This window comes from Burkholderia sp. NRF60-BP8, from assembly GCF_001522585.2.
GTDB lineage: Bacteria > Pseudomonadota > Gammaproteobacteria > Burkholderiales > Burkholderiaceae > Burkholderia.
Genome location: NZ_CP013372.1, coordinates 2,168,078 through 2,186,597, shown reverse-complemented (window position 1 = coordinate 2,186,597; position 18,520 = coordinate 2,168,078). Strand labels below are relative to the sequence as shown.

17 protein-coding genes are annotated in these 18,520 nt (G+C 68.1%); 11 read left to right on the top strand and 6 right to left on the bottom strand.

The window, feature by feature from the left end:
- Positions 1-122: 122 nt before the first annotated feature.
- On the bottom strand, positions 123-1,028 hold the full coding sequence (locus tag WS54_RS10170; protein WP_059786183.1) for a choline sulfate utilization transcriptional regulator: 906 nt from the start codon (positions 1,026-1,028) through the stop codon (positions 123-125).
- A 240-nt stretch (positions 1,029-1,268) separates the two neighbouring features.
- Between WS54_RS10170 and betC the strand changes: the two genes are divergently transcribed.
- From betC to WS54_RS10145, 4 genes are all read left to right on the top strand, one after another.
- Positions 1,269-2,804, top strand: a complete 1,536-nt coding sequence (gene betC, locus WS54_RS10160) for a choline-sulfatase (RefSeq protein ID WP_059786180.1) — start codon at positions 1,269-1,271, stop codon at positions 2,802-2,804.
- Positions 2,805-2,849: 45 nt separating this feature from the next.
- On the top strand, positions 2,850-3,821 hold the full coding sequence (choX, locus tag WS54_RS10155; RefSeq protein ID WP_059786177.1) for a choline ABC transporter substrate-binding protein: 972 nt from the start codon (positions 2,850-2,852) through the stop codon (positions 3,819-3,821).
- Between the two features lie 259 nt (positions 3,822-4,080).
- Complete coding sequence (locus tag WS54_RS10150; RefSeq protein WP_034204275.1) at positions 4,081-5,220, top strand: porin; 1,140 nt, start codon at positions 4,081-4,083, stop codon at positions 5,218-5,220.
- Between the two features lie 239 nt (positions 5,221-5,459).
- Positions 5,460-6,710: an MFS transporter gene (locus WS54_RS10145; protein WP_059786175.1), complete on the top strand. Its 1,251-nt coding sequence runs from the start codon at positions 5,460-5,462 to the stop codon at positions 6,708-6,710.
- Between the two features lie 13 nt (positions 6,711-6,723).
- On the opposite strand, the gene WS54_RS10140 is transcribed toward WS54_RS10145, so the two are convergent.
- The 5 genes from WS54_RS10140 to WS54_RS10120 all read right to left on the bottom strand — a co-directional run bounded on the left by WS54_RS10140 (position 6,724) and on the right by WS54_RS10120 (position 12,773).
- Positions 6,724-7,086 carry a YbjQ family protein gene (locus WS54_RS10140; RefSeq protein WP_034204277.1) on the bottom strand — a complete coding sequence of 121 codons (363 nt, stop codon included), beginning with the start codon at positions 7,084-7,086 and terminating at the stop codon, positions 6,724-6,726.
- Between the two features lie 131 nt (positions 7,087-7,217).
- The gene (locus WS54_RS10135) at positions 7,218-8,468 is read right to left on the bottom strand and encodes a M20/M25/M40 family metallo-hydrolase (RefSeq protein ID WP_059786171.1); all 1,251 of its coding nucleotides are present in this window, start codon (positions 8,466-8,468) and stop codon (positions 7,218-7,220) included.
- Between the two features lie 80 nt (positions 8,469-8,548).
- Entirely contained in the window at positions 8,549-10,261 is a 1,713-nt protein-coding gene (locus WS54_RS10130) for a M36 family metallopeptidase (RefSeq protein WP_059786168.1), read from the bottom strand.
- Between the two features lie 478 nt (positions 10,262-10,739).
- On the bottom strand, positions 10,740-11,684 hold the full coding sequence (locus tag WS54_RS10125; protein WP_034204280.1) for a GlxA family transcriptional regulator: 945 nt from the start codon (positions 11,682-11,684) through the stop codon (positions 10,740-10,742).
- Positions 11,685-11,810: 126 nt separating this feature from the next.
- Entirely contained in the window at positions 11,811-12,773 is a 963-nt protein-coding gene (locus tag WS54_RS10120) for a helix-turn-helix domain-containing protein (protein WP_034204281.1), read from the bottom strand.
- A 240-nt stretch (positions 12,774-13,013) separates the two neighbouring features.
- On the opposite strand from WS54_RS10120, the gene WS54_RS10115 reads away from it, so the two are divergent.
- From WS54_RS10115 to WS54_RS10085, 7 genes are read left to right on the top strand one after another with little or no spacing between them, the layout of a single operon-like run.
- Complete coding sequence (locus WS54_RS10115; RefSeq protein WP_059786166.1) at positions 13,014-14,171, top strand: amine dehydrogenase large subunit; 1,158 nt, start codon at positions 13,014-13,016, stop codon at positions 14,169-14,171.
- Positions 14,172-14,178: 7 nt separating this feature from the next.
- Entirely contained in the window at positions 14,179-14,733 is a 555-nt protein-coding gene (locus WS54_RS10110; protein ID WP_059786163.1) for a MauE/DoxX family redox-associated membrane protein, read from the top strand.
- The gene (mauD, locus tag WS54_RS10105; protein WP_034204284.1) at positions 14,730-15,365 is read left to right on the top strand and encodes a methylamine dehydrogenase accessory protein MauD; all 636 of its coding nucleotides are present in this window, start codon (positions 14,730-14,732) and stop codon (positions 15,363-15,365) included. Before WS54_RS10110 ends, mauD begins: the two co-directional genes overlap by 4 nt.
- Positions 15,366-15,404: 39 nt before the next feature.
- Positions 15,405-15,950, top strand: a complete 546-nt coding sequence (locus WS54_RS10100) for a methylamine dehydrogenase light chain (protein ID WP_059786226.1) — start codon at positions 15,405-15,407, stop codon at positions 15,948-15,950.
- Positions 15,947-16,447: a c-type cytochrome gene (locus WS54_RS10095; RefSeq protein ID WP_059786161.1), complete on the top strand. Its 501-nt coding sequence runs from the start codon at positions 15,947-15,949 to the stop codon at positions 16,445-16,447. Before WS54_RS10100 ends, WS54_RS10095 begins: the two co-directional genes overlap by 4 nt.
- Positions 16,444-16,950, top strand: coding sequence for a c-type cytochrome (locus tag WS54_RS10090; protein WP_034204287.1), 507 nt, complete (start codon positions 16,444-16,446; stop codon positions 16,948-16,950). The genes WS54_RS10095 and WS54_RS10090 overlap by 4 nt, the downstream gene beginning before the upstream one ends.
- A gap of 33 nt (positions 16,951-16,983) precedes the next feature.
- Positions 16,984-18,489: an aldehyde dehydrogenase family protein gene (locus WS54_RS10085; protein WP_059786158.1), complete on the top strand. Its 1,506-nt coding sequence runs from the start codon at positions 16,984-16,986 to the stop codon at positions 18,487-18,489.
- Positions 18,490-18,520: the final 31 nt, after the last annotated feature.

Here is an 18,520-nt window from a genome sequence, read left to right as displayed (position 1 = left end):
CGCGCCGCGCGGGTAGCGGGAGGCTCAAGTAAATCAGGACGATATCGGCGCGGATAGAACCAACGCGCCGTGTGGCTGGTATCGGTGCGCCAGCGGGCTGGGGCCGGGGCGGGCGCGCGGCCTCAGGCCGCCGCGCATGCGTCGAGCAGCCAGCGCCGGAACACGTGGGTCGCATCCGGCTCGGGCCGCTGCGGCGGGCGCACCAGGAAGTAGCCGCGCGGCGTGACGACGGGCGCGTCGACCAGCTTCACGAGCTGGCCGGCCGCGACGAGCTCGTCGACGAGCGGCGACCAGCCGAGCGCGACGCCTTCGCCGAGCAGCGCCGCATGGATCACGAGCGCATAGCTGTTGAAGGTCACGCCGCGGGCGGCGGGTGGCGGTTCGAGCCCGTGCGCGTCGAACCAGCCCGACCACGACAGCCAGCGCTCGGGGCGCGTCGGCTGCACGTGCAGCAGCGGCAGCGCGAGCAGGTGCTCGGGCCGCGCGACGCCCGGGTGCGCGTCGCGGAACGCGGGCGAGCAGACGGGCGTGACGGATTCCGGAAACAGCCGCGCGGCCGTGCACGACGGCCAGTGGCCGTCGCCGAACAGGATCGCGATGTCGCCGTGGTCGCGCTGGGCGTCGTAGTCCTGCGACGTGACGACGCGCACGTCGACGTCCGGCATCACGCGCTTGAGCCCGGCCAGGCGCGGCATCAGCCAGTAGGTCGCGAAGCCGAAATCGGTGACGATCGTGAGCGCGCCGTGCTCGCGGCGCGCGCGCAGCGTCGCGGTCGCGCCGCGCAGCGTGTCGAGGCTGAGCCGCACGGCTTCGTACAGGCACTGGCCGTCGGCCGTCAGCGTGACGCCGCGCGGGCTGCGTTCGAACAGCGGTACGCCGAGTTCGGCTTCGAGCTGATACACCTGCTGGCTCACGGCCGGCTGCGTCGAGCCGAGCTCGCGCGCGGCGGCCGTGAAGCTCGCGAGCCGGGCGGCCGATTCGAACGCGCGCAGCGCCTGCATCGACGGTAACGGTTCGGATTTCGACATAAGTCCCTCTAATGGCCCCATAAGGGCCGGACGCCTACCCGCGCGAATTCGGGCGGGCGATAGTGCAGCGGACGGTACGGCACAGGCACTTCGCGCGCCGCCGCGCAACGCACTCCCCGATTCTAGCCAGCGCGGCCCTTGCGCGCGGCAGTTTCTGCGGACCGTCTCCGTCATGCCGGACGTCTCGCTGCCCGGGCGGCGAGCCGTTCCATTCGAACACCGCTTTCCCCACGACCGCCGATGACGAACCCGACACCCAACATCCTGATCCTGATGGCCGACCAGCTCACGCCGTTCGCGCTGCCGGCGTACGGCAACCGCGTCGCCCGCACGCCGACGCTCGACCGGCTCGCCGCCGAAGGCGTGGTGTTCGACGCCGCGTACTGCGCGAGCCCGCTGTGCGCGCCGTCGCGCTTCTCGCTGCTGACCGGCAAGCTGCCGTCGGGAATCGGCGCCTACGATAACGCCGCCGAATTGCCCGCGCAAACGCTGACGTTCGCGCACTACCTGCGCGCGGGCGGCTACCGGACGATGCTGTCCGGCAAGATGCATTTCTGCGGACCCGACCAGTTGCACGGCTTCGAGGAGCGGCTGACGACCGACATCTATCCGGCGGATTTCGGCTGGGTGCCGGACTGGGATCAACCGACCGAGCGGCCGAGCTGGTATCACAACATGAGCTCGGTGCTCGACGCCGGCCCGTGCGTGCGCACGAACCAGCTCGATTTCGACGACGAAGTGACATTCGCGGCGAAGCAGAAGCTGTACGACGTCGCGCGCGAGCGCGCGGCCGGCCGCGATGCACGGCCGTTCTGCATGGTCGTGTCGCTGACCCATCCGCACGATCCGTATGCGATCACGCGCGAATACTGGGATCGCTACGACGACGATGAAATCGACATGCCGGCCGTGCGGTTCGATGCGGCCGCAAGCGATCCGCATTCGCAGCGGCTGCGTTTCGTCTGCGAGAACGACCGTACGCCGCCGACCGATGCGCAGATCCGCGCCGCACGCCGCGCGTATTATGGCGCGACGTCCTACGTGGACACGCAGTTCGGCAGCGTGCTGGCCGCGCTCGAGCAATGCGGGTTCGCCGACGACACGATCGTGATCGTCACGTCCGACCATGGCGACATGCTCGGCGAGCGCGGGCTCTGGTACAAGATGACGTTCTTCGAAGGCGGCTGCCGCGTGCCGCTGATCGTCCATGCGCCGGGCCGCTTCGACGCCGCGCGCGTGCGCGGGCCCGTGTCGCACGTCGACCTGCTGCCGACGCTCGTCGAGCTGGCCGGCGCCGCGCCCGCCGGCGGCTGGCCGGACCCGGTCGACGGCGCGAGCCTCGTGGCGCACCTGAACGGCACGCCCGCGCACGATGTCGCGCTCGGCGAATACCTCGCGGAAGGCGCGCTCGCGCCGATCGTGATGATCCGCCGCGGCGACTGGAAATACGTGCATTGCCCGGCCGATCCCGACCAGCTTTACAACCTGTCGGACGACCCGCGCGAACTGACGAACCTCGCCGGGCGGCCGGAAGCCGCCGACGTGCTCGCCGCGTTCCGCGCGGAGGCCGCGCAGCGCTGGAACCTGCCCGAACTGGACCGTCAGGTGCGCGCGAGCCAGCGGCGCCGGCGCTTCCATTACGCGGCGACGACGCAGGGCCGGATTCAGGCGTGGGACTGGCAGCCGTTCACCGACGCGAGCCAGCGCTACATGCGCAATCACATCGAACTCGACACGCTCGAAGCGATGGCGCGTTTTCCGCGCGTCGGGCGCTGAGCGCACCGCATCGCGATCATTGAAGAACGACGGAGGAAGCGAACCATGAAACGGCAAGGCAATGCAGCAATCCGAAGGATCGGCGCGGCGCTCGCTGCGGCCGCCGCGTGCGGGGTGGCGACGCAGCCCGCGTATGCCGCCGATCCGCAGACGTGCGGCGACGTCAGGATGGCGGCGCCCGGCTGGACCGACATCGACGCGACGAATGCGATGGCGGGCGTCGTGCTGAAGGCGCTCGGCTACCGGCAGGACGTGGCGAACCTGTCGGTGCCGATCACGTACCAGGGGTTGAAGAAAGGGCAGGTCGACGTGTTCCTCGGCAACTGGATGCCCGCGCAGGCGCCGCTCGTGAAGCCGTTCGTCGACGAGAAGTCGATCGACGTCCTGCACGCGAACCTGAGCGGCGCGAAGTTCACGCTCGCGGTGCCCGACTACGTGGCCGCCGCCGGTGTGCATACGTTCGCCGATCTCGCGCGCTACGCGGACCGCTTCGGCGGCAAGATCTACGGGATCGAGCCCGGCGCGCCCGCGAACCAGAACATCAAGCGGATGCTGTCCGACCACGCGCTCGGGTCCGCGAACTGGTCGCTCGTCGAATCGAGCGAGACGGGCATGCTCACGCAGGTCGAGCGGGCGGTGCGCGACAAGCGCTGGATCGTGTTTCTCGCGTGGGAGCCGCATCTGATGAACACGAAGTTCCGTCTGACGTATCTGTCGGGCGGCGATGCGTATTTCGGCCCGAACTACGGCGGCGCGACGGTCAACACGGTCGCGCGTGCCGGGTTCGCCGGCCAGTGCACGAACCTCGCGCGGCTGTTCCGGCAGATGACGTTCTCCGTCGACGTCGAGAACCGGATGATCGCCGACATGCTCGACCACAAGACGTCGCCCGCGCTCGCGGCGCAGCATGCGCTGAAGGCCGAGCCGGCGCTGGTCGCCGGCTGGCTCGACGGCGTGACGACGGCGACCGGCGCGCCGGGCCTGCCGGCCGTGCGTGCGGCCCTCGACGGTCGTTGATTTCCCTCCCCGGGGCGGCCGGTTTTTACCGTGCCGCCCGTCTACGTGTTTTCCCGACCCGTCGCATCGTGACCATTTAGTGTCGCCTTCAGACGGGTGACGCGAAATATGGGTTTGTATTTTTCGCCAATGGCTGCGTTATTGCGGAAAACGAAATGCCGGAGCCAGCAGACGTACCGAATTCGAATCAGCCGGCGTATCGCGGCACGCGCCAGGCCACGGTTCTTTCCATCGAACGGTTCAGGGAGGGTGGTCGACAATGAAGCAAAAGAAAGTCGCCGTAGCCGCCGCGCTTGCATGCGCGGCCTGTATTCCCGCCATCGGGCACGCGCAGAGCAGCGTGACGCTGTACGGGATTCTTGACGCCGGCATCACGTACGTGAATAACACGGGCGGGTCGCACGTGGTCAAGTTCGACGACGGCGTCGCCTACGGAAACCGCTTCGGCCTCAAGGGCACCGAGGACCTGGGCGGCGGCCTGAAGGCCGTGTTCGCGCTCGAGAGCGGCTTCCATCTCGGCAACGGGCAACTCGGCTTCGGCGGCGCCGAATTCGGCCGGCAGGCGTACGTGGGCCTGCAAAACGACTGGGGCACGCTGTCGTTCGGCAACCAGCTCGACATCACGAACGAACTCGTGTCGATCTACAACATTTCGGCATGGGGCAGCGGCTATGCGATCCACCAGGGCGACTTCGACCGTTTCAACGGCGACCGCCTGCCGAATTCGGTGAAGTTCCTGTCGAGCGACATGAGCGGCTTCAAGTTCGGCGCGATGTACTCGTTCGGCAACGTCGCGGGCAACTTCCATCGCAACAGCGCATGGAGCGCGGGCGCGAGCTTCACGAAGGGCGACTTCTCGATCGGCGCCGCGTACACGCGCCTGAACAATCCGAACGGCATCTACGCGTTCGACCCGTACGCGATGATCGGCACGCATACGTTCCTCGGCCAGCAGACCGTCACGGTCGATCCGGCGACCGGCGCGCGCACCGATCTGTTCGCGAACACGCCGATGGACGTCGACAGCCAGGGCACGTTCGGCATCGGCACGAGCTACACGATCGGCAAGCTGACGCTCGACGCCAACTACTCGTACACGACGATCAAGGGCTTTGGCCAGTCGTCGCACATGCAGGTGTACGAAGGCGGTGGCCTGTACCAGTTCACGCCGGCGCTGAGCTTCATCGCGGGCTACCAGCACACGCGCTTCGAGGGCCATCACTGGAACCAGGGCACGGCGGGCCTGCATTATCTGCTGTCGAAGCGCACGGACGTGTACATCTCCGGCGACTACCTGCGCGCGTCGCAGGGCGTCGATGCGGTGATCGGCTACAGCTTCACGCCGTCGACGACGCAGACGCAGGCCGACGTACGGATCGGGATGCGGCATTCGTTCTGAGCGGAGTGGCGGGTTGGTGTGACGTCTTCAGCGAGGTCTCTCTTTGGCGCGAACCGCGGTTCGCGCTTTTTTTTGTGCGAGGCGCCGGCTCGACGGCACGCGCGGCCGGCGCCCGGCCGGTTTTCGGCGGTTGGCATATCATCGCGGTTTGGCCGCGTCCGCCCCGTTGCCGCGCGCACCCGCGTGCGCCGTCGTTTCCCGAACGGTTGCGGGGCGCACAGCCAGCTGCCGAGACCCCGATGACCACCCCCGTGCCCGATTCCAGTCCGTTATCCCCGTTACCCGCCAACCTGTTTCGCCACGCGCCGTTCCGGCGTTTCTGGGGCACGCGCGTGATGTCGTCGCTGGCCTTCCAGATCCTGTCGGTCGCGATCGGCTGGTACGTGTATGCGCTCACGCACAGCGCGTTCGCGCTCGGTCTGGTCGGCCTCGCGCAGTTCGTGCCGATGTTCGCGCTGACGCTGGTCGTCGGGCAGGTGGCCGACCGCTACGACCGCCGGCGCATCGCGACGATCTGCCAGGGCGTCGAGGCACTGGCCGCCGGCGTGTTCCTGCTCGGTGCGGTGCAAGGGTGGCTGGCCGCGCCGGCCGTGTATGCGCTCGCGGCGATCGTCGGCACGGCTCGCGCGTTCGAGTCACCGTCGGTGTCGTCGCTGCTGCCGGCCGTCGTGCCGCGCACCGATTTGCCGCGCGCGACCGCGCTGTCGACGTCCGCCAACCAGGCCGCGCAGATTCTCGGTCCCGCGTTCGGCGGGTTGCTCTATGGCGTCGGCGCACCCGTCGCGTTCGGCACGAGCGTGGCGGCCTTCGCGATCGCGGCGATGCTGAGCGGCACGATCCCGCTGCGCGGCGCGCCACCCGCCCGCGAGCCGGTCACGCTGCGCTCGGTGTTTTCGGGCATCGCGTTCATCCGGCGCGAACCGGCGATTCTCGGTGCGCTGTCGCTCGATCTGTTCGCCGTGCTGTTCGGCGGCGCGACCGCGCTGCTGCCGATCTACGCACGCGACATCCTGCAGGTCGGCCCGTGGGGGCTCGGCGCATTGCGCGCGGCGCCGGCGGTCGGCGCGCTCGCGGGCACGCTGTGGCTCACGCGCTTCCCGTTGAAGGGCCGGCCGGGCCGCGCGATGTTCGGCGGCGTGATCGCGTTCGGCATCGCGACGATCGTGTTCGGGGTGTCGCGGCACTTTGCGTTGTCGCTGGTCGCGCTGGCGGCGCTTGGCGCATCGGATGTCGTGAGCGTCGTCGTGCGCCTGTCGCTCGTGCAACTGCGCACGCCCGACGACATGCTCGGTCGCGTGAGCGCGGTCAATTCGCTGTTCATCGGCACGTCGAACCAGCTCGGCGAATTCGAGTCGGGCGTGACGGCCGCGTGGTGGGGCGCGCCGGCCGCGATCGTCGTCGGCGGCGCGGCGACGATCGCCGTCGCGCTCGCGTGGATGCGGCTGTTTCCGCAGCTCACGCACATGAAGTCGCTCGAACGCGACGCGTGACGCGCATCACACGTCACGCATCCTGCGTGACGCGCACGGCCGTGCCGTAGCAGATGACCTCGGTCACGCCCGAGCCGATCTCGGTCGAGTCGTAGCGCATCGCGACGATCGCGTTCGCGCCGAGCTTGCGCGCATCGGCAAGCATCTTGTCGAACGCGTGCTCGCGCGCCTTTTCGCACAGCGACGTATAGAGCGTGATGTTGCCGCCGAAGATCGTCTGCAGCGACGCGCCGAACGAGCCGACGATCGAGCGCGAGCGCACGACGATGCCCTGTGCGACGCCGAGCGAGCGGACGGTCGTATGGCCGGGTAGATCGAACGCGGTCGTGACGCGGGCGGGCGACAGGTCGTCGATGGAGCGGGTGGGTTCGGTCATGGTGGGAAAGCGTGTGGCGAGTGGTCGAACGACGATTCTAGCCGGACGGAGAAAAGGCATTCGAACGGGCGCACCCGTGCGGGTGAGCGCCCGTTTCGCTGCGAACGTGCGAGCCGCTCGACGCGGAACGCTCAGCGCTTGACCGTCGCACCGGCCATGCCGCCGAGATCGACCGCATAGGCAAGCGCCAGCTTGCCGAACTTCAGCGCATGGTTCGCTTGCCGATCCGAGTTTTCCAGCGTGTCGTTCGCCGTGTGGATGTACGGGCTGTCGTTCTGGTCGGCCTCGAACGGGAACGATGCCGGATACCCCTGCGCATTCCACGACGCGTGATCCGAGCATGCGTACCCGCACTGCGACGTGCCGATCGCAAGCTCCGGCAGGTAGGTCTTCGCCAGGTTCGTCAGGTAGGCGTTTTGCGCCGCGTTCGTGTAGTCGGTGATCAGGTAGATATCCTTCGGATCGCCCTTGTAGTTCGTCATGTCGAGCTGCAGCACGCCGACCACGTTCGCATTCTGCGCGCGGAACTGCTTCGCGATCGCCTTCGAGCCGAGCAGGCCGGCTTCCTCGGCCGCATACCCGACGAACTTGATCGTCCGTTTCGGCCGGTAGCCGTTCGCGAGCAGCACGCGCAGCGCCTCGGTCAGGCTGGCGATGCCCGACGCATCGTCGTCGGCGCCGGGCGAGCGCGTGTTTTCCGTCGTGCGGCCGACCGTCGAATCGAGGTGGCCGCCGAGCACGACGGTGCCCGCGGCCGGATCGCTGCCGCGGATCGTCAGGATCACGGATTTCTGCGGAAAGCCCGTGTGCGCGAATTGTTCGACGGCGATGTCGGCGCGCGAAGCCGCCAGTTGCTTCCACTGCAACGCGAGCCAGTCGGACGCGGCGACGCCGTGCGACGTCGTGTAGTAGCGGTTCGTGAAACCCGACAGCGACGTGATCGTGCCGACGATGTTGCTGGCCTGCAGTTGCTGGACCCACGTGCCGATCTGCGGCACGTTCGACACCGTGTACGCGGGGGCGGCCTGTTTCGCGAGCGCCGCAGGCAAGGGCTGGAGCGCCTGCCGCGCGTCGTCGAACGAGTCGTGCACGACGTAGCCGGGCCCGTGGCCGCGCGTGCGGTGGACGGCGCGGGCCAGCTCGCCGAGGCGGGAATCGTCGATCTCGACGACGTGAACGGTTTCGCGACGCGCGGCGCCGTCGTCGGCCTTGCCGGCTTCGACGGTCGTGCTGTATTGCGCGGTTGCAGTCGCGTCGATACGTTGAAGCTGGCGCAACGCGGTGTCGCCGAGCGTGATCCAGACGGGCGCCGCGTGCGCGGCGGCGGTCAGCAGCATGCCGCCCAGCGCGGCACTCAGGCGGGTCGATTTCAGAGTAGGCATGTTCGATCTCGTGAGGATGGCGATGTCGATGAAGGGAGCGCGCCGCAGATCGTGCGATGCGCTCCCGCCTGCTGCGGGCGTTACGACTTCTGCGGGACGGTCACGCCGTACGTGCAGCTCTTGTTGTACGCGTTGCCGATCGCGGCGAGCTGCGCGCTGCTGTAGCCGAGCGCGGATGCGGCCGTCAGCACCGCTTGCGCGGCGGCCTTCTGGTTGGTCGAGCCGTTGGTCATCGACAGCCCCTTCAGGAACGCCTTGTCCATCGCCTGCGCGCCGATCGCATCGCGTGCGACGAGGTTGCACGACGCCCAGTACTGGCCGGCCGTGTGGATCTCCGCGCCGCGCGCCTGCGCATAGGTGCGCCCGACGTTCCAGTTGGTCACGCGGCCGCCCCAGAACTCGTTGTGGCCGTCCCAGTTGTAGACCCAGTGATACTGCGCATCGGTCGGGCTCCATTGGTTGAAGTCGCGGCTGTACGCGGCGGCGAGATAGTCGCCGGTGCCTTCCGACAAGCCTTCCTGTTGCGACAGGCCGCCGTTGGTGATCCAGTCGTGAATGCCGTGGCCGAGCTCGTGGATCACGACGTCCGCGTCTTCCGCGTCGTCGACGCCGCCTTGCCCGAAGGTCAGCCGGCCGCTGCTCGACGAGTACGACGAGTTGTCGTCGCCCGATTCGCCGTGCGGGTCGTACTGCACGCCGCCCGTGTACTGGTACGGCAGCGCCTTGATGCCGAGCGTCTGGTTCACGTAACGCAGGAACGTGTCGATGTGGTAGTACGCGTTCACGGCCTCGAAATACAGGTTGCCGCGCGTGAATTCGAACGCGGGCGTGGATTGCGACGGGCAGGCCTTGTCGAGCGGCGCATCGAAATCGACGCATGCCGCGTACGGGCCCGTCAGCGTGTAGCGCGTGCCCGACTGCGCGAGATCCTTCAGCGTCACGCGTACGCGCGCGGCCGTGAGCTGCGTCGAATCGGCGTCGTTGCCGTCCTTGTAGCCCGTGCTGCCGTAGCTGCTCTTCGTCGGCGACAGCGGATCGGGGCGGAACACGAAGCCGGTGCCTTCGGTCGCGTAGAACGCCTTGTCCTCGGCGCGCAGCACTTCGCCGCTGCCCGAATCGATCAGCAGCTCCCAGTCGCCTTTCGGGCCGTCCTGCGGGCGGCCGCGCACCTTCCACGCGGTATGCGTGCCGGCCTTGTCGACGAACGCGACGAGTTGCGCATCGAGATGCGTGAAGCCGCTCGCGCCGAGATACGCGCGGGCGCGGTCGAACGCCTGTTGCTGGTCGACGGCCTGCGACTTGCGCGTCGTCGCGACCACGCCGTTGATCGTGTTGCTCGCGACGTACAGGATGCGGCCGTCCTTCGCGACGGTCACCGCGATGTCGCTGCCGTACACGGGCAAGCCGGCCGCCTGCTGCTGCAGGCGCACGACGGTGAAGTCGGCGTCGGTGCGTTCCGACGTGACGACGAGGCTCGCGAGCGCGGTCGCGTCGAGTCCGAGCTGCGCCGCTTGCGATGCGACGAAGTCGCGCGCGGTGGCCGCGGGCGTCGCGGCGGCCTTCTTGGCGCGATAGGCCGGGTTGTACAGCGTGACGGCGACGCCGTCCGCGCGGAACTGCCCGACGGCCGTGTCGGCCTTCGCGGCCGGCGGCGCGACGCCGCGCGTCAGGCTTTCGCGCAGGCTCGCGGCCTGCGGATTCGGCGCTTTCGTATCGGCCAGGGTGCCGCCGACGATGCCGAAACCGAGCGCGAGACTCAGGGCGAGCGGCAATGCTTTGCGTGATGTCTGCATACGTGATCCTCATCTCAACGGTTGGACACGCCCGCGCGCTCGTGGCGAGCAGGCACGACACGGCCCGCGCGCCGGTTCGATGGAACCGGTGCGGCGAAGCGGTGTTGGGGTGTCGACTGACTAAGGAAACCTAAATGTCAGGTCGAAAAGAAGCGGGCAGGCGAAGCGGAGGAGAAGCGAACGGCAGGCAGGTGCGGCGACGGCGAATCGAGCATCGTCATGTCATACCCCTCGGATCGATATTGGATATCGGTTGGCAGCCTGCGTGACCCGACGTCCGTCGAGCCCGTCGATCGAGTCGTTAGGCTGCCTATCTAACTTTGTTTGGTATGTTACAGAATATTTTCAACGACATTCCAGATTATTTTCGATGACCGCTTCGGTTCGTCGACCAGTCGCCGGCATTGTTCAGCGAACGGTGGGAAACGCCGCCGGAACGCGCAATACCGCGCCGGATTGTGATCAAAAGCCGAGACGATCAGCGCGTCGGCCGCCGGTCGCTGCGCGGGCTCATCCCGAATCGCGCGCGATAGGTGCGCGAAAAATGCGACGGCGATTCGAAGCCGCACGCGACGCACACCGACGTGATGCTCATGTCGGTCTGCTGCAGCAGTTCGCGTGCGCGATCGAGGCGCAGGTTCAGGTAGAAGCGCGTCGGCGTGTCGTTCAGCATCGCGCTGAACAGCCGCTCGAGCTGGCGCCGCGTGATTGAGACTTCCCGCGCGAGCGCGTCGGAGCCGAGCGGGGTGTCCATGTGCCGTTGCATCGTTCCGATCACCTGGATCAGCTTGCGGTTGTGCACGCCGTAGCGCGCGGCGATCTCGAGCCGCTGGCTGTCCGAGCGCTGCCGGATGCGGCTGACGACGAACTGCTCGGAGATCGCCGCCGCGAGGTCGGCGCCGTGCCGGCGGCCGATCAGGTCGAGCATCATGTCGATCGACGCGGTGCCGCCCGCGCACGTGATGCGCCGGTCGTCGATCTCGAACAGCTCCTGCGTCGCGTTCAGGCCGGGATAGCGCTCGCGGAACGCGGCCAGCGCTTCCCAATGCAGCGTCAGCGGCTGCGATGCGTCGAACAACCCGGCTTCCGCGAGCACGAAGCTGCCCGTATCGATGCCGCCCAGCGTGGCGCCATGCCGGTGCTGGCGGCGCAGCCAGTCGCCGAGCGTGCGCGTGTAGCACACGAGCGGATCGAAGCCCGCGACGACGAACACCGTATCGACCTGCGGGACGTCCGCGCACGCGGCTTCGGCGGCGACCGGAATGCCGTTGCTCGCGGCGACGGGGGCGCCGTCCAGGCTGATCACGTGCCAGCGATACAGCTCGGTGCGAAAGCGGTTCGCGACGCGCAGCGGCTCGACCGCGGACATGAAGCCGAGCGCGGAGAAGCCGGGCAGCAACAGGAAGTGGAAATCCTCGGGCATCGGGGTGTGGGGTGCAAGCAGGTGATCGGTGCGTGCCGCGCGTCGCGACGAGCGGGCCGGCGCGGGCTCGCCCGGCTCGCGGGCGCCGGACGTTCGAGCCGGGATTATCGCGGGTTTTGCGGGCGCTCAGCGCGTTTTTGCACGATGCACCGTCCGGCGCGCGGTCGTCGACGGCAATTCGCCGAATTGGGCCTTGTAAGCATTCGCGAAATGCCCGAGATGAATGAAGCCCCAGCGTGCGGCCGCTTCGCTGATCGGCAGGTCGGATTGCCGCGTGTCGAGCAGCAGGCGTCGCACCTGCGCGAGGCGCAGCGAGCGCGTGTAGTTGAGCGGCGTCGTCTGCACGACCGATTGAAAACTGTTCTGCATCGTGCGCCGGCTGACGCGCAGTTGCGTGCACAGGCTCAGGATGTCGACGGGTGCTTCCGGGTGGTCGATCACGTAGTCGTGCACGCGGCGCACGATGTCGGCGTGGCACGCGTGCGTGAGCCGGTGCGGCGGCTCGGGTATCCGGTAGGTCATGAGATCGACCAGCACGTTGCCGATGTCGGCGCGCATCGCGCGCTGCACGCGTGCCGCGTCGAACGTATCGGGCGCCGACAGCACGCGTTCGAGCAGCGTGGCGAGTTGCACGCTCGCGCGCTCGCGCGCGGCGACCGGCACCTCGACCACGCCGCGTCGCAGCGCGCGTGCGTCCAGCCGGACGCCGGCGGCATCTTCGATCTGCTGCATCAACTCGGGTTCGACGACCACGCCGATCATCGACATGTCGTCGGGCGAATGGAGTTCGAACGGTACGCCGCCGCGCGCCATCACGATCGTACCGGGCTCGACGCGCGCATTGCCGAAGGCGAAGGCGCCCGAGCCGGCGAGCGGCATCCCGAATACCGTATGGCCGGGCGGCAAGCATCCGCGCTGGATGATGCGCACGTTCGCCGTTTCCTGGAACAGTTGCACGCCGTCGAGCACCGCGTGTTTGACCACGCTGCGATACGGGCCGGCCCCGATCTGGTCGTAACGCTGATCCCAGCCGCGCAGCGCCGCGGCATGCCGGTCTGCGTCGTCGAACCTCTGATGTAACACACGCATGGCGCCTCCGGCGATCGTTCGGACCGCGCAAGACTAAACCGACCGGGCGGTCGGCGCAATACGGAGGAGCGCTATTCCGCGCCCGCGCTTCGGAGGGTCGGAAGGCACGCGCCCGCGTGGCTTTCACGCGCATTTCCAATATCCCGAATCGGCACGCACGCGTTGCCGGTCCGGGTGCCGGCCGGCTTTATTGTCGAACTACAGTCGCTCCACATCACGTGAACCCCCACTGGAGGCGGCATGAGGACAAGGCGGCGAACCGCGGCGCTCGCGGCGACGCTGGCGTTGGCGGCGGCATGGGCCGGCGGCGCGAACGCGGCGGAAAAACCCGAAGAACTGGTCGTGCAGAAGATGCCGCCGTGGCATCCGCACGCGCTCTACATCGTCGACATTTCGATGCCGTCGATGACCGACGGGCGCATCTACGTATACGACGCCGATGCGAAGAAACTGCTCGGCCAGATCGACGGCGGCTTCGCCCCCGGCTTCGCGATCTCGCCCGACCGCAAGACCAGCTTCGTCGCGACGACCTACTTCTCGCGCGGCTCGCACGGCACGCGCACCGACGTCGTCGAGATGATCGACAACGCGACCCTCGATCACGCGGGCGAGATCGTGATTCCGGCGAAGCATGCGCAGCACGTGCCGTCGCCGTACAACACCGCGTTCAGCGCCGACGGCAAGCGGCTGTACGTCGCGAACATCACGCCGGCCGCATCGGTGACGGTGATCGACGCCGTCTCGAAGCGGGTGCTGTCGGAGATCGACATGGCCGCGTGCGTGCTCGCGTATCCGTCGGGCAACGACCGTTTCACCGCGCTGTGCGAAAGCGGCAAGGCGCTGACCGTCACGCTCGACGCGAACGGCAAGGAAACGAAGCGCACGATGTCGGACGCGTTCATCGACGTCGACAAGGATCCGGCGTTCGTGAACGCGTCGCGGTACCAGGGCGACTATCTGTTCACCACCTACGGCGGCAACGTGCGCAGTGCCGATTTCAGCGGCGACAAGCCGGCGTTCGGCAAGCCGTGGCCGCTGTTGACGGACGCCGAGCGCGCGGAAGGCTGGCGCCCGGGCGGCATGCAGCAGACGGCCGTGCACGCGAAGCAGAACCGTTATTACGTGCTGATGCACAAGGGCGCCGACGGCTCGCACAAGGATCCCGGCACGCAGGTGTGGGTGTATGACCTGAAGTCGAAGCAGCGCGTCGCGCGCTGGGATCTCGCACAGCAGAAGGTCGATCCGCTCGTGTCGATCCAGGTCAGCGAGGACGACAAGCCGCTGTTCTACGGGCTGACGGCGACCTCCGACCTCGTCGTGATGGATGCGCGCACCGGCGCGCTGCGGCACGTCGAGAAGCAGATCGGCAATACGTCGTCGCTGCTCGTCAACCCGTGAGGCCGCGATGACCCTCGATCCCGTACTCGCCACCAGCGCGCAGGCCGGCGCGGCCGCCGTCGTGCTGCTCGGCGCCTTCGCGAAGATGCGCCGGCCCGCCGCGTTCCGCCAGGCGCTCGCCGGCTACCGGCTGCTGCCCGATGCGCTAAATGCGCCGGTCGCGTTCGCGATTCCGTTGGCAGAAGCGATCGGCGCCGCGGCGCTGCTGTTTCCCGATACGCGCACGGCCGGCGCGATCGCGCTGATCGCGCTGCTCCTGGCGTTCGCCGCCGGCCTCGCGATCAACCTGCTGCGCGGCCACACCGACATCGACTGCGGCTGTTCCGGCTTCACCGCCGCCCGTGCGGACGCACCGCGCGGCATCGGCTGGTTGCATGTCGGCCGCGTGCTGCTGCTCGTCGCGCTGGCCGCGACCGCGTTCGTCGAGCCGGGCACGCGCGCCGTCGTGTGGCTCGACTACCTGACGCTGTTCTTTTCCGTGCTGCTGATCGTCTGCGCGCTGCTCACCGTCGACGTGCTGCTCGCCAACGTCCCGCGCCTTGCCCACCTGAGGAATTCATGATGCAAACCGCTCTCACCGTTTCCACCGCCCTGCTGTGGGTGGCCGTTCTCGCGCTCGGCGCGATCTGCCTCGCCCTGGTGCGCCAGATCGGCATCCTGTACGAACGCATCATGCCGGCCGGCGCGCTGATGATCGACAAGGGGCCGGCGGTCGGCGCGATCGCGCCGACGTTCGAACTGACCGACATTCGCGGCTCTCACGTGAAGGTCGGCGGCATCGACGCATCGGGCAAGGCGACGCTGCTGTTCTTCCTGTCGCCGACGTGCCCGGTCTGCAAGAAGCTGCTGCCGCTGCTGCCGTCGCTGCAGGCCAGCGAAGCGACGCCGGTGAACATCGTGCTCGCGAGCGACGGCGATGCCGACGAGCACGTGCGCTTCGCGCGAAAGCACGATCTCGGGCGCTTCCCGTACGTGCTGTCGCAGGAGCTCGGCCTCGCGTATCAGATCGGCAAGCTGCCGTATGCGGTGCTGCTCGACGAAACGGGCACCGTGCGCGCGAAGGGGCTCGTCAACACGCGCGAGCATCTCGAGAGCCTGTTCGAGGCGAAGGAGCGCGGCGTCGCGTCGCTGCAGCAGTACGTGCACGGCGCGCCGCGCCACGATGCCCACGACGGGCACGCGCAGCACGCATGACCGGCCGAACCTTTTTCAACGTCATTGGAGAACGACGACATGGGCGTGTTTGATTCATGGTTCGAGCGGTCGGCGCGCGGCGTCGCGCAGCACAGTTCGCGGCGCAGCGCGATGGCGAAGCTCGGCAAGGTGCTGGTGGGTTCGGCGCTGCTGCCGCTGCTGCCCGTCGATCGCACCGCGTACGCGGCCGACGCGGCATCCGCGGCGTCGGGCGCATCCGGCGCGGCCGCATCGGGCGCAAGCGACGACCCGACGAGCTGCGACTACTGGAAATACTGCGCGATCGACGGCTGGCTGTGCAGTTGCTGCGGCGGCACGTCGAGCAGTTGCCCGCCGGGCACGACGCCTTCGCCGATCACGTGGATCGGCACCTGCCGCAATCCGCACGACGGTTCGGACTACATCGTTTCGTACAACGATTGCTGCGGCAAGACCTCGTGCGGCAAGTGCTTCTGCAACCGCAACGAGCGCGAGAAGCCGCTGTACAAGCTGTCGCTGAACAACGACATCAACTGGTGCATGGCGAACGGTAATTCGAATTACCACTGTTCGGTTTCGGTTCTGCTGGGAGCGGCAAGACAATGAGCGTGAAGCAGGCGGGAAAAATCGTCGTGGCATGCATGACGGCCATTGCGGCCATCGCGTTACCCGACGCGGCCGGCGCACAGGACACCGTGCGTTACCCGGCCGGGAAAGGCGTGTTCGACACGCAGTGCGCGGTGTGTCACCAGGCGGGCGGGAAAGGGCAGGACGGCCTTGCGCCGCCGCTGACCGAGTATCCGGGCAAGTACGCGGCGGCGGAAGCCGGGCGTGCGCAGTTGATCGCGACGCTGCTGCACGGGATGTTCGGCGAGATCGCGGTGCACGACAAGCGCTACAACTTCAAGATGCCGTCGTTCGCGAGCGCGAGCGACGACGACATCGCGCACGTGCTCAATTACGTCGTATTCGACCTCAACGCGCAGCATGGCGATGCGAAGCCGTTCACGGCGGCCGAGATCCGCGCGGCGCGCGCGAAGCCGATGGACGGCACGGCCGTGCACGCGCAGCGCGCGGCGGTGATCAAGGGGCTCGGCCTGTGAACGGCGCTTGCGCGCCGTCGTCGCGGTTCGGCGGCCTGTCGCGTCGCCTGTCGTCCAGGCTGCTGCTGGCGGGTGCCGCGGCTTGCGCGTTTGCCGGGCCTGCCCATGCGGACGGCGCAGCCGATGCGGCGCTGGCACGACAGCATTGGGTGCTCAACTGCATGGGCTGCCACACGGCGACGGGCGGCGGCATTCCCGGCAAGGTGCCGCCGCTCGCGAATTCGCTCGGCTATTTCACGCATCTGCCGGCCGGGCGCGAGTACCTGATGCGCGTGCCCGGCGCGTCGAATTCGGCGCTGTCGGATCGGGAACTGGCCGACGTGCTGAACTGGCTGCTCACGACGACGAACCGCGATGCGCTGCCACGCGACTTCAAACCGTATACGGCCGCCGAAGTTGCCGCGCACCGCCGTCCCGCGCTGTCGGACGTCGCGACCGTGCGCGCCGGCCTCGTCCGCGCGTTGCAGGCGCGCGGGATCGACGGTGTCGCGGATCGCTATTGACCGACTGACTCAACGAATCAGGGAAACGTGAACATGGAGACGAACGAAACCTTTCCGCTGCTCGACGCAACCCGCGCGTTTCTCGCGAAGCCGAAGAAGATGCTGATCGGCGCCGAGTGGAGCGACGCCGCGTCGGGCCGCCAGATCGAGGTCGTGAACCCGGCCGACGGCACCGTGCTCGCTCGCGTGCCCGAAGCGGACGAACGCGACGTGCAGCAGGCCGTCGCCGCCGCGCGCCAGGCATTCGATGCGGGCCCGTGGCGCCGCGCGAAGACCACCGATCGCGAGCGCCTGATGCTGGGGCTCGCCGACCTGATCGAAGCCAACGCGCGCGAGCTCGCCGAAATCGAATCGCTCGACAACGGCAAGCCGGTGGCGGTCGCGCAAGGGCTCGACGTCGCGATGGCCGCGCAGTGTTTTCGCTACATGGCCGGCTGGGCGACGAAGATCGAAGGCAGCGTGATCGACGCCGGCGTGCCGTATCTACCGGACAGCGAGATCTTCGCCTATACGCGCAAGGAACCCGTCGGCGTGGTCGGCGCGATCATTCCGTGGAATTTCCCGCTGCTGATGGCCGCGTGGAAAATCGCGCCGGCGCTCGCGACCGGCTGCACCGTCGTGCTGAAGCCTGCCGAAGACACGCCGCTGAGCGCGTTGCGGCTCGGCGAGCTGATCCAGGCGGCCGGGTTCCCGGACGGTGTCGTCAATATCGTCACCGGTTACGGTCACACGGCCGGCGCGGCGCTGTCGCGCGATCCGCGCATCGACAAGATCGCATTCACCGGGTCGACGCTAACGGGCAAGACGATCGGTCACGCGGCGCTCGACAACATGACGCGGATGTCGCTGGAACTCGGCGGCAAGTCGCCGGTGATCGTGCTGCCCGACGTCGATCTCGACAAGGCGGCGCTGGGCGTCGCGAACGCGATTTTCTTCAACCAGGGGCAGGTGTGCACGGCCGGTTCGCGCGCGTACATCCATTCGACGGTCTTCGACGACGTGATCGAACGCGTCGCGAAGATCGCGACGAGCCTGAAGATCGGCCCGGGGATGGATCCGTCGACGCAGATCGGGCCGCTCGTATCGGCGAAGCAGCGCGAGCGCGTGTGCGGATACATCGACTCGGGGTTCGGCGAAGGCGCGCGCGCCGCCGCCGGCGGCCGTGCGATCGACGGCCCCGGCTTCTTCGTCGAACCGACGGTGCTGGTCGATACGACGCAGGCGATGCGCGTGGTGCGCGAGGAAATCTTCGGGCCGGTGCTCGTCGCGATGCCGTTCGACGATCCCGATACGGCCGTGCGGCTCGCGAACGATACGCCGTACGGTCTCGGCGCGAGCATCTGGTCGAACGATCTTGCGGCGATCCACAAGCTGGTGCCGCGTATCGCGGCGGGCACCGTGTGGGTCAACTGCCACTCGCTGCTCGACAATGCATTGCCGTTCGGCGGGATGAAGCAGTCGGGCTTCGGCCGCGAACTCGGCCGCGCGGTGATCGACCAGTACATGGAAAGCAAGTCGGTGATGATGAACTACGCGTGAGCGTCGCGGCGGGTTGCGCGCGGTGACGGCG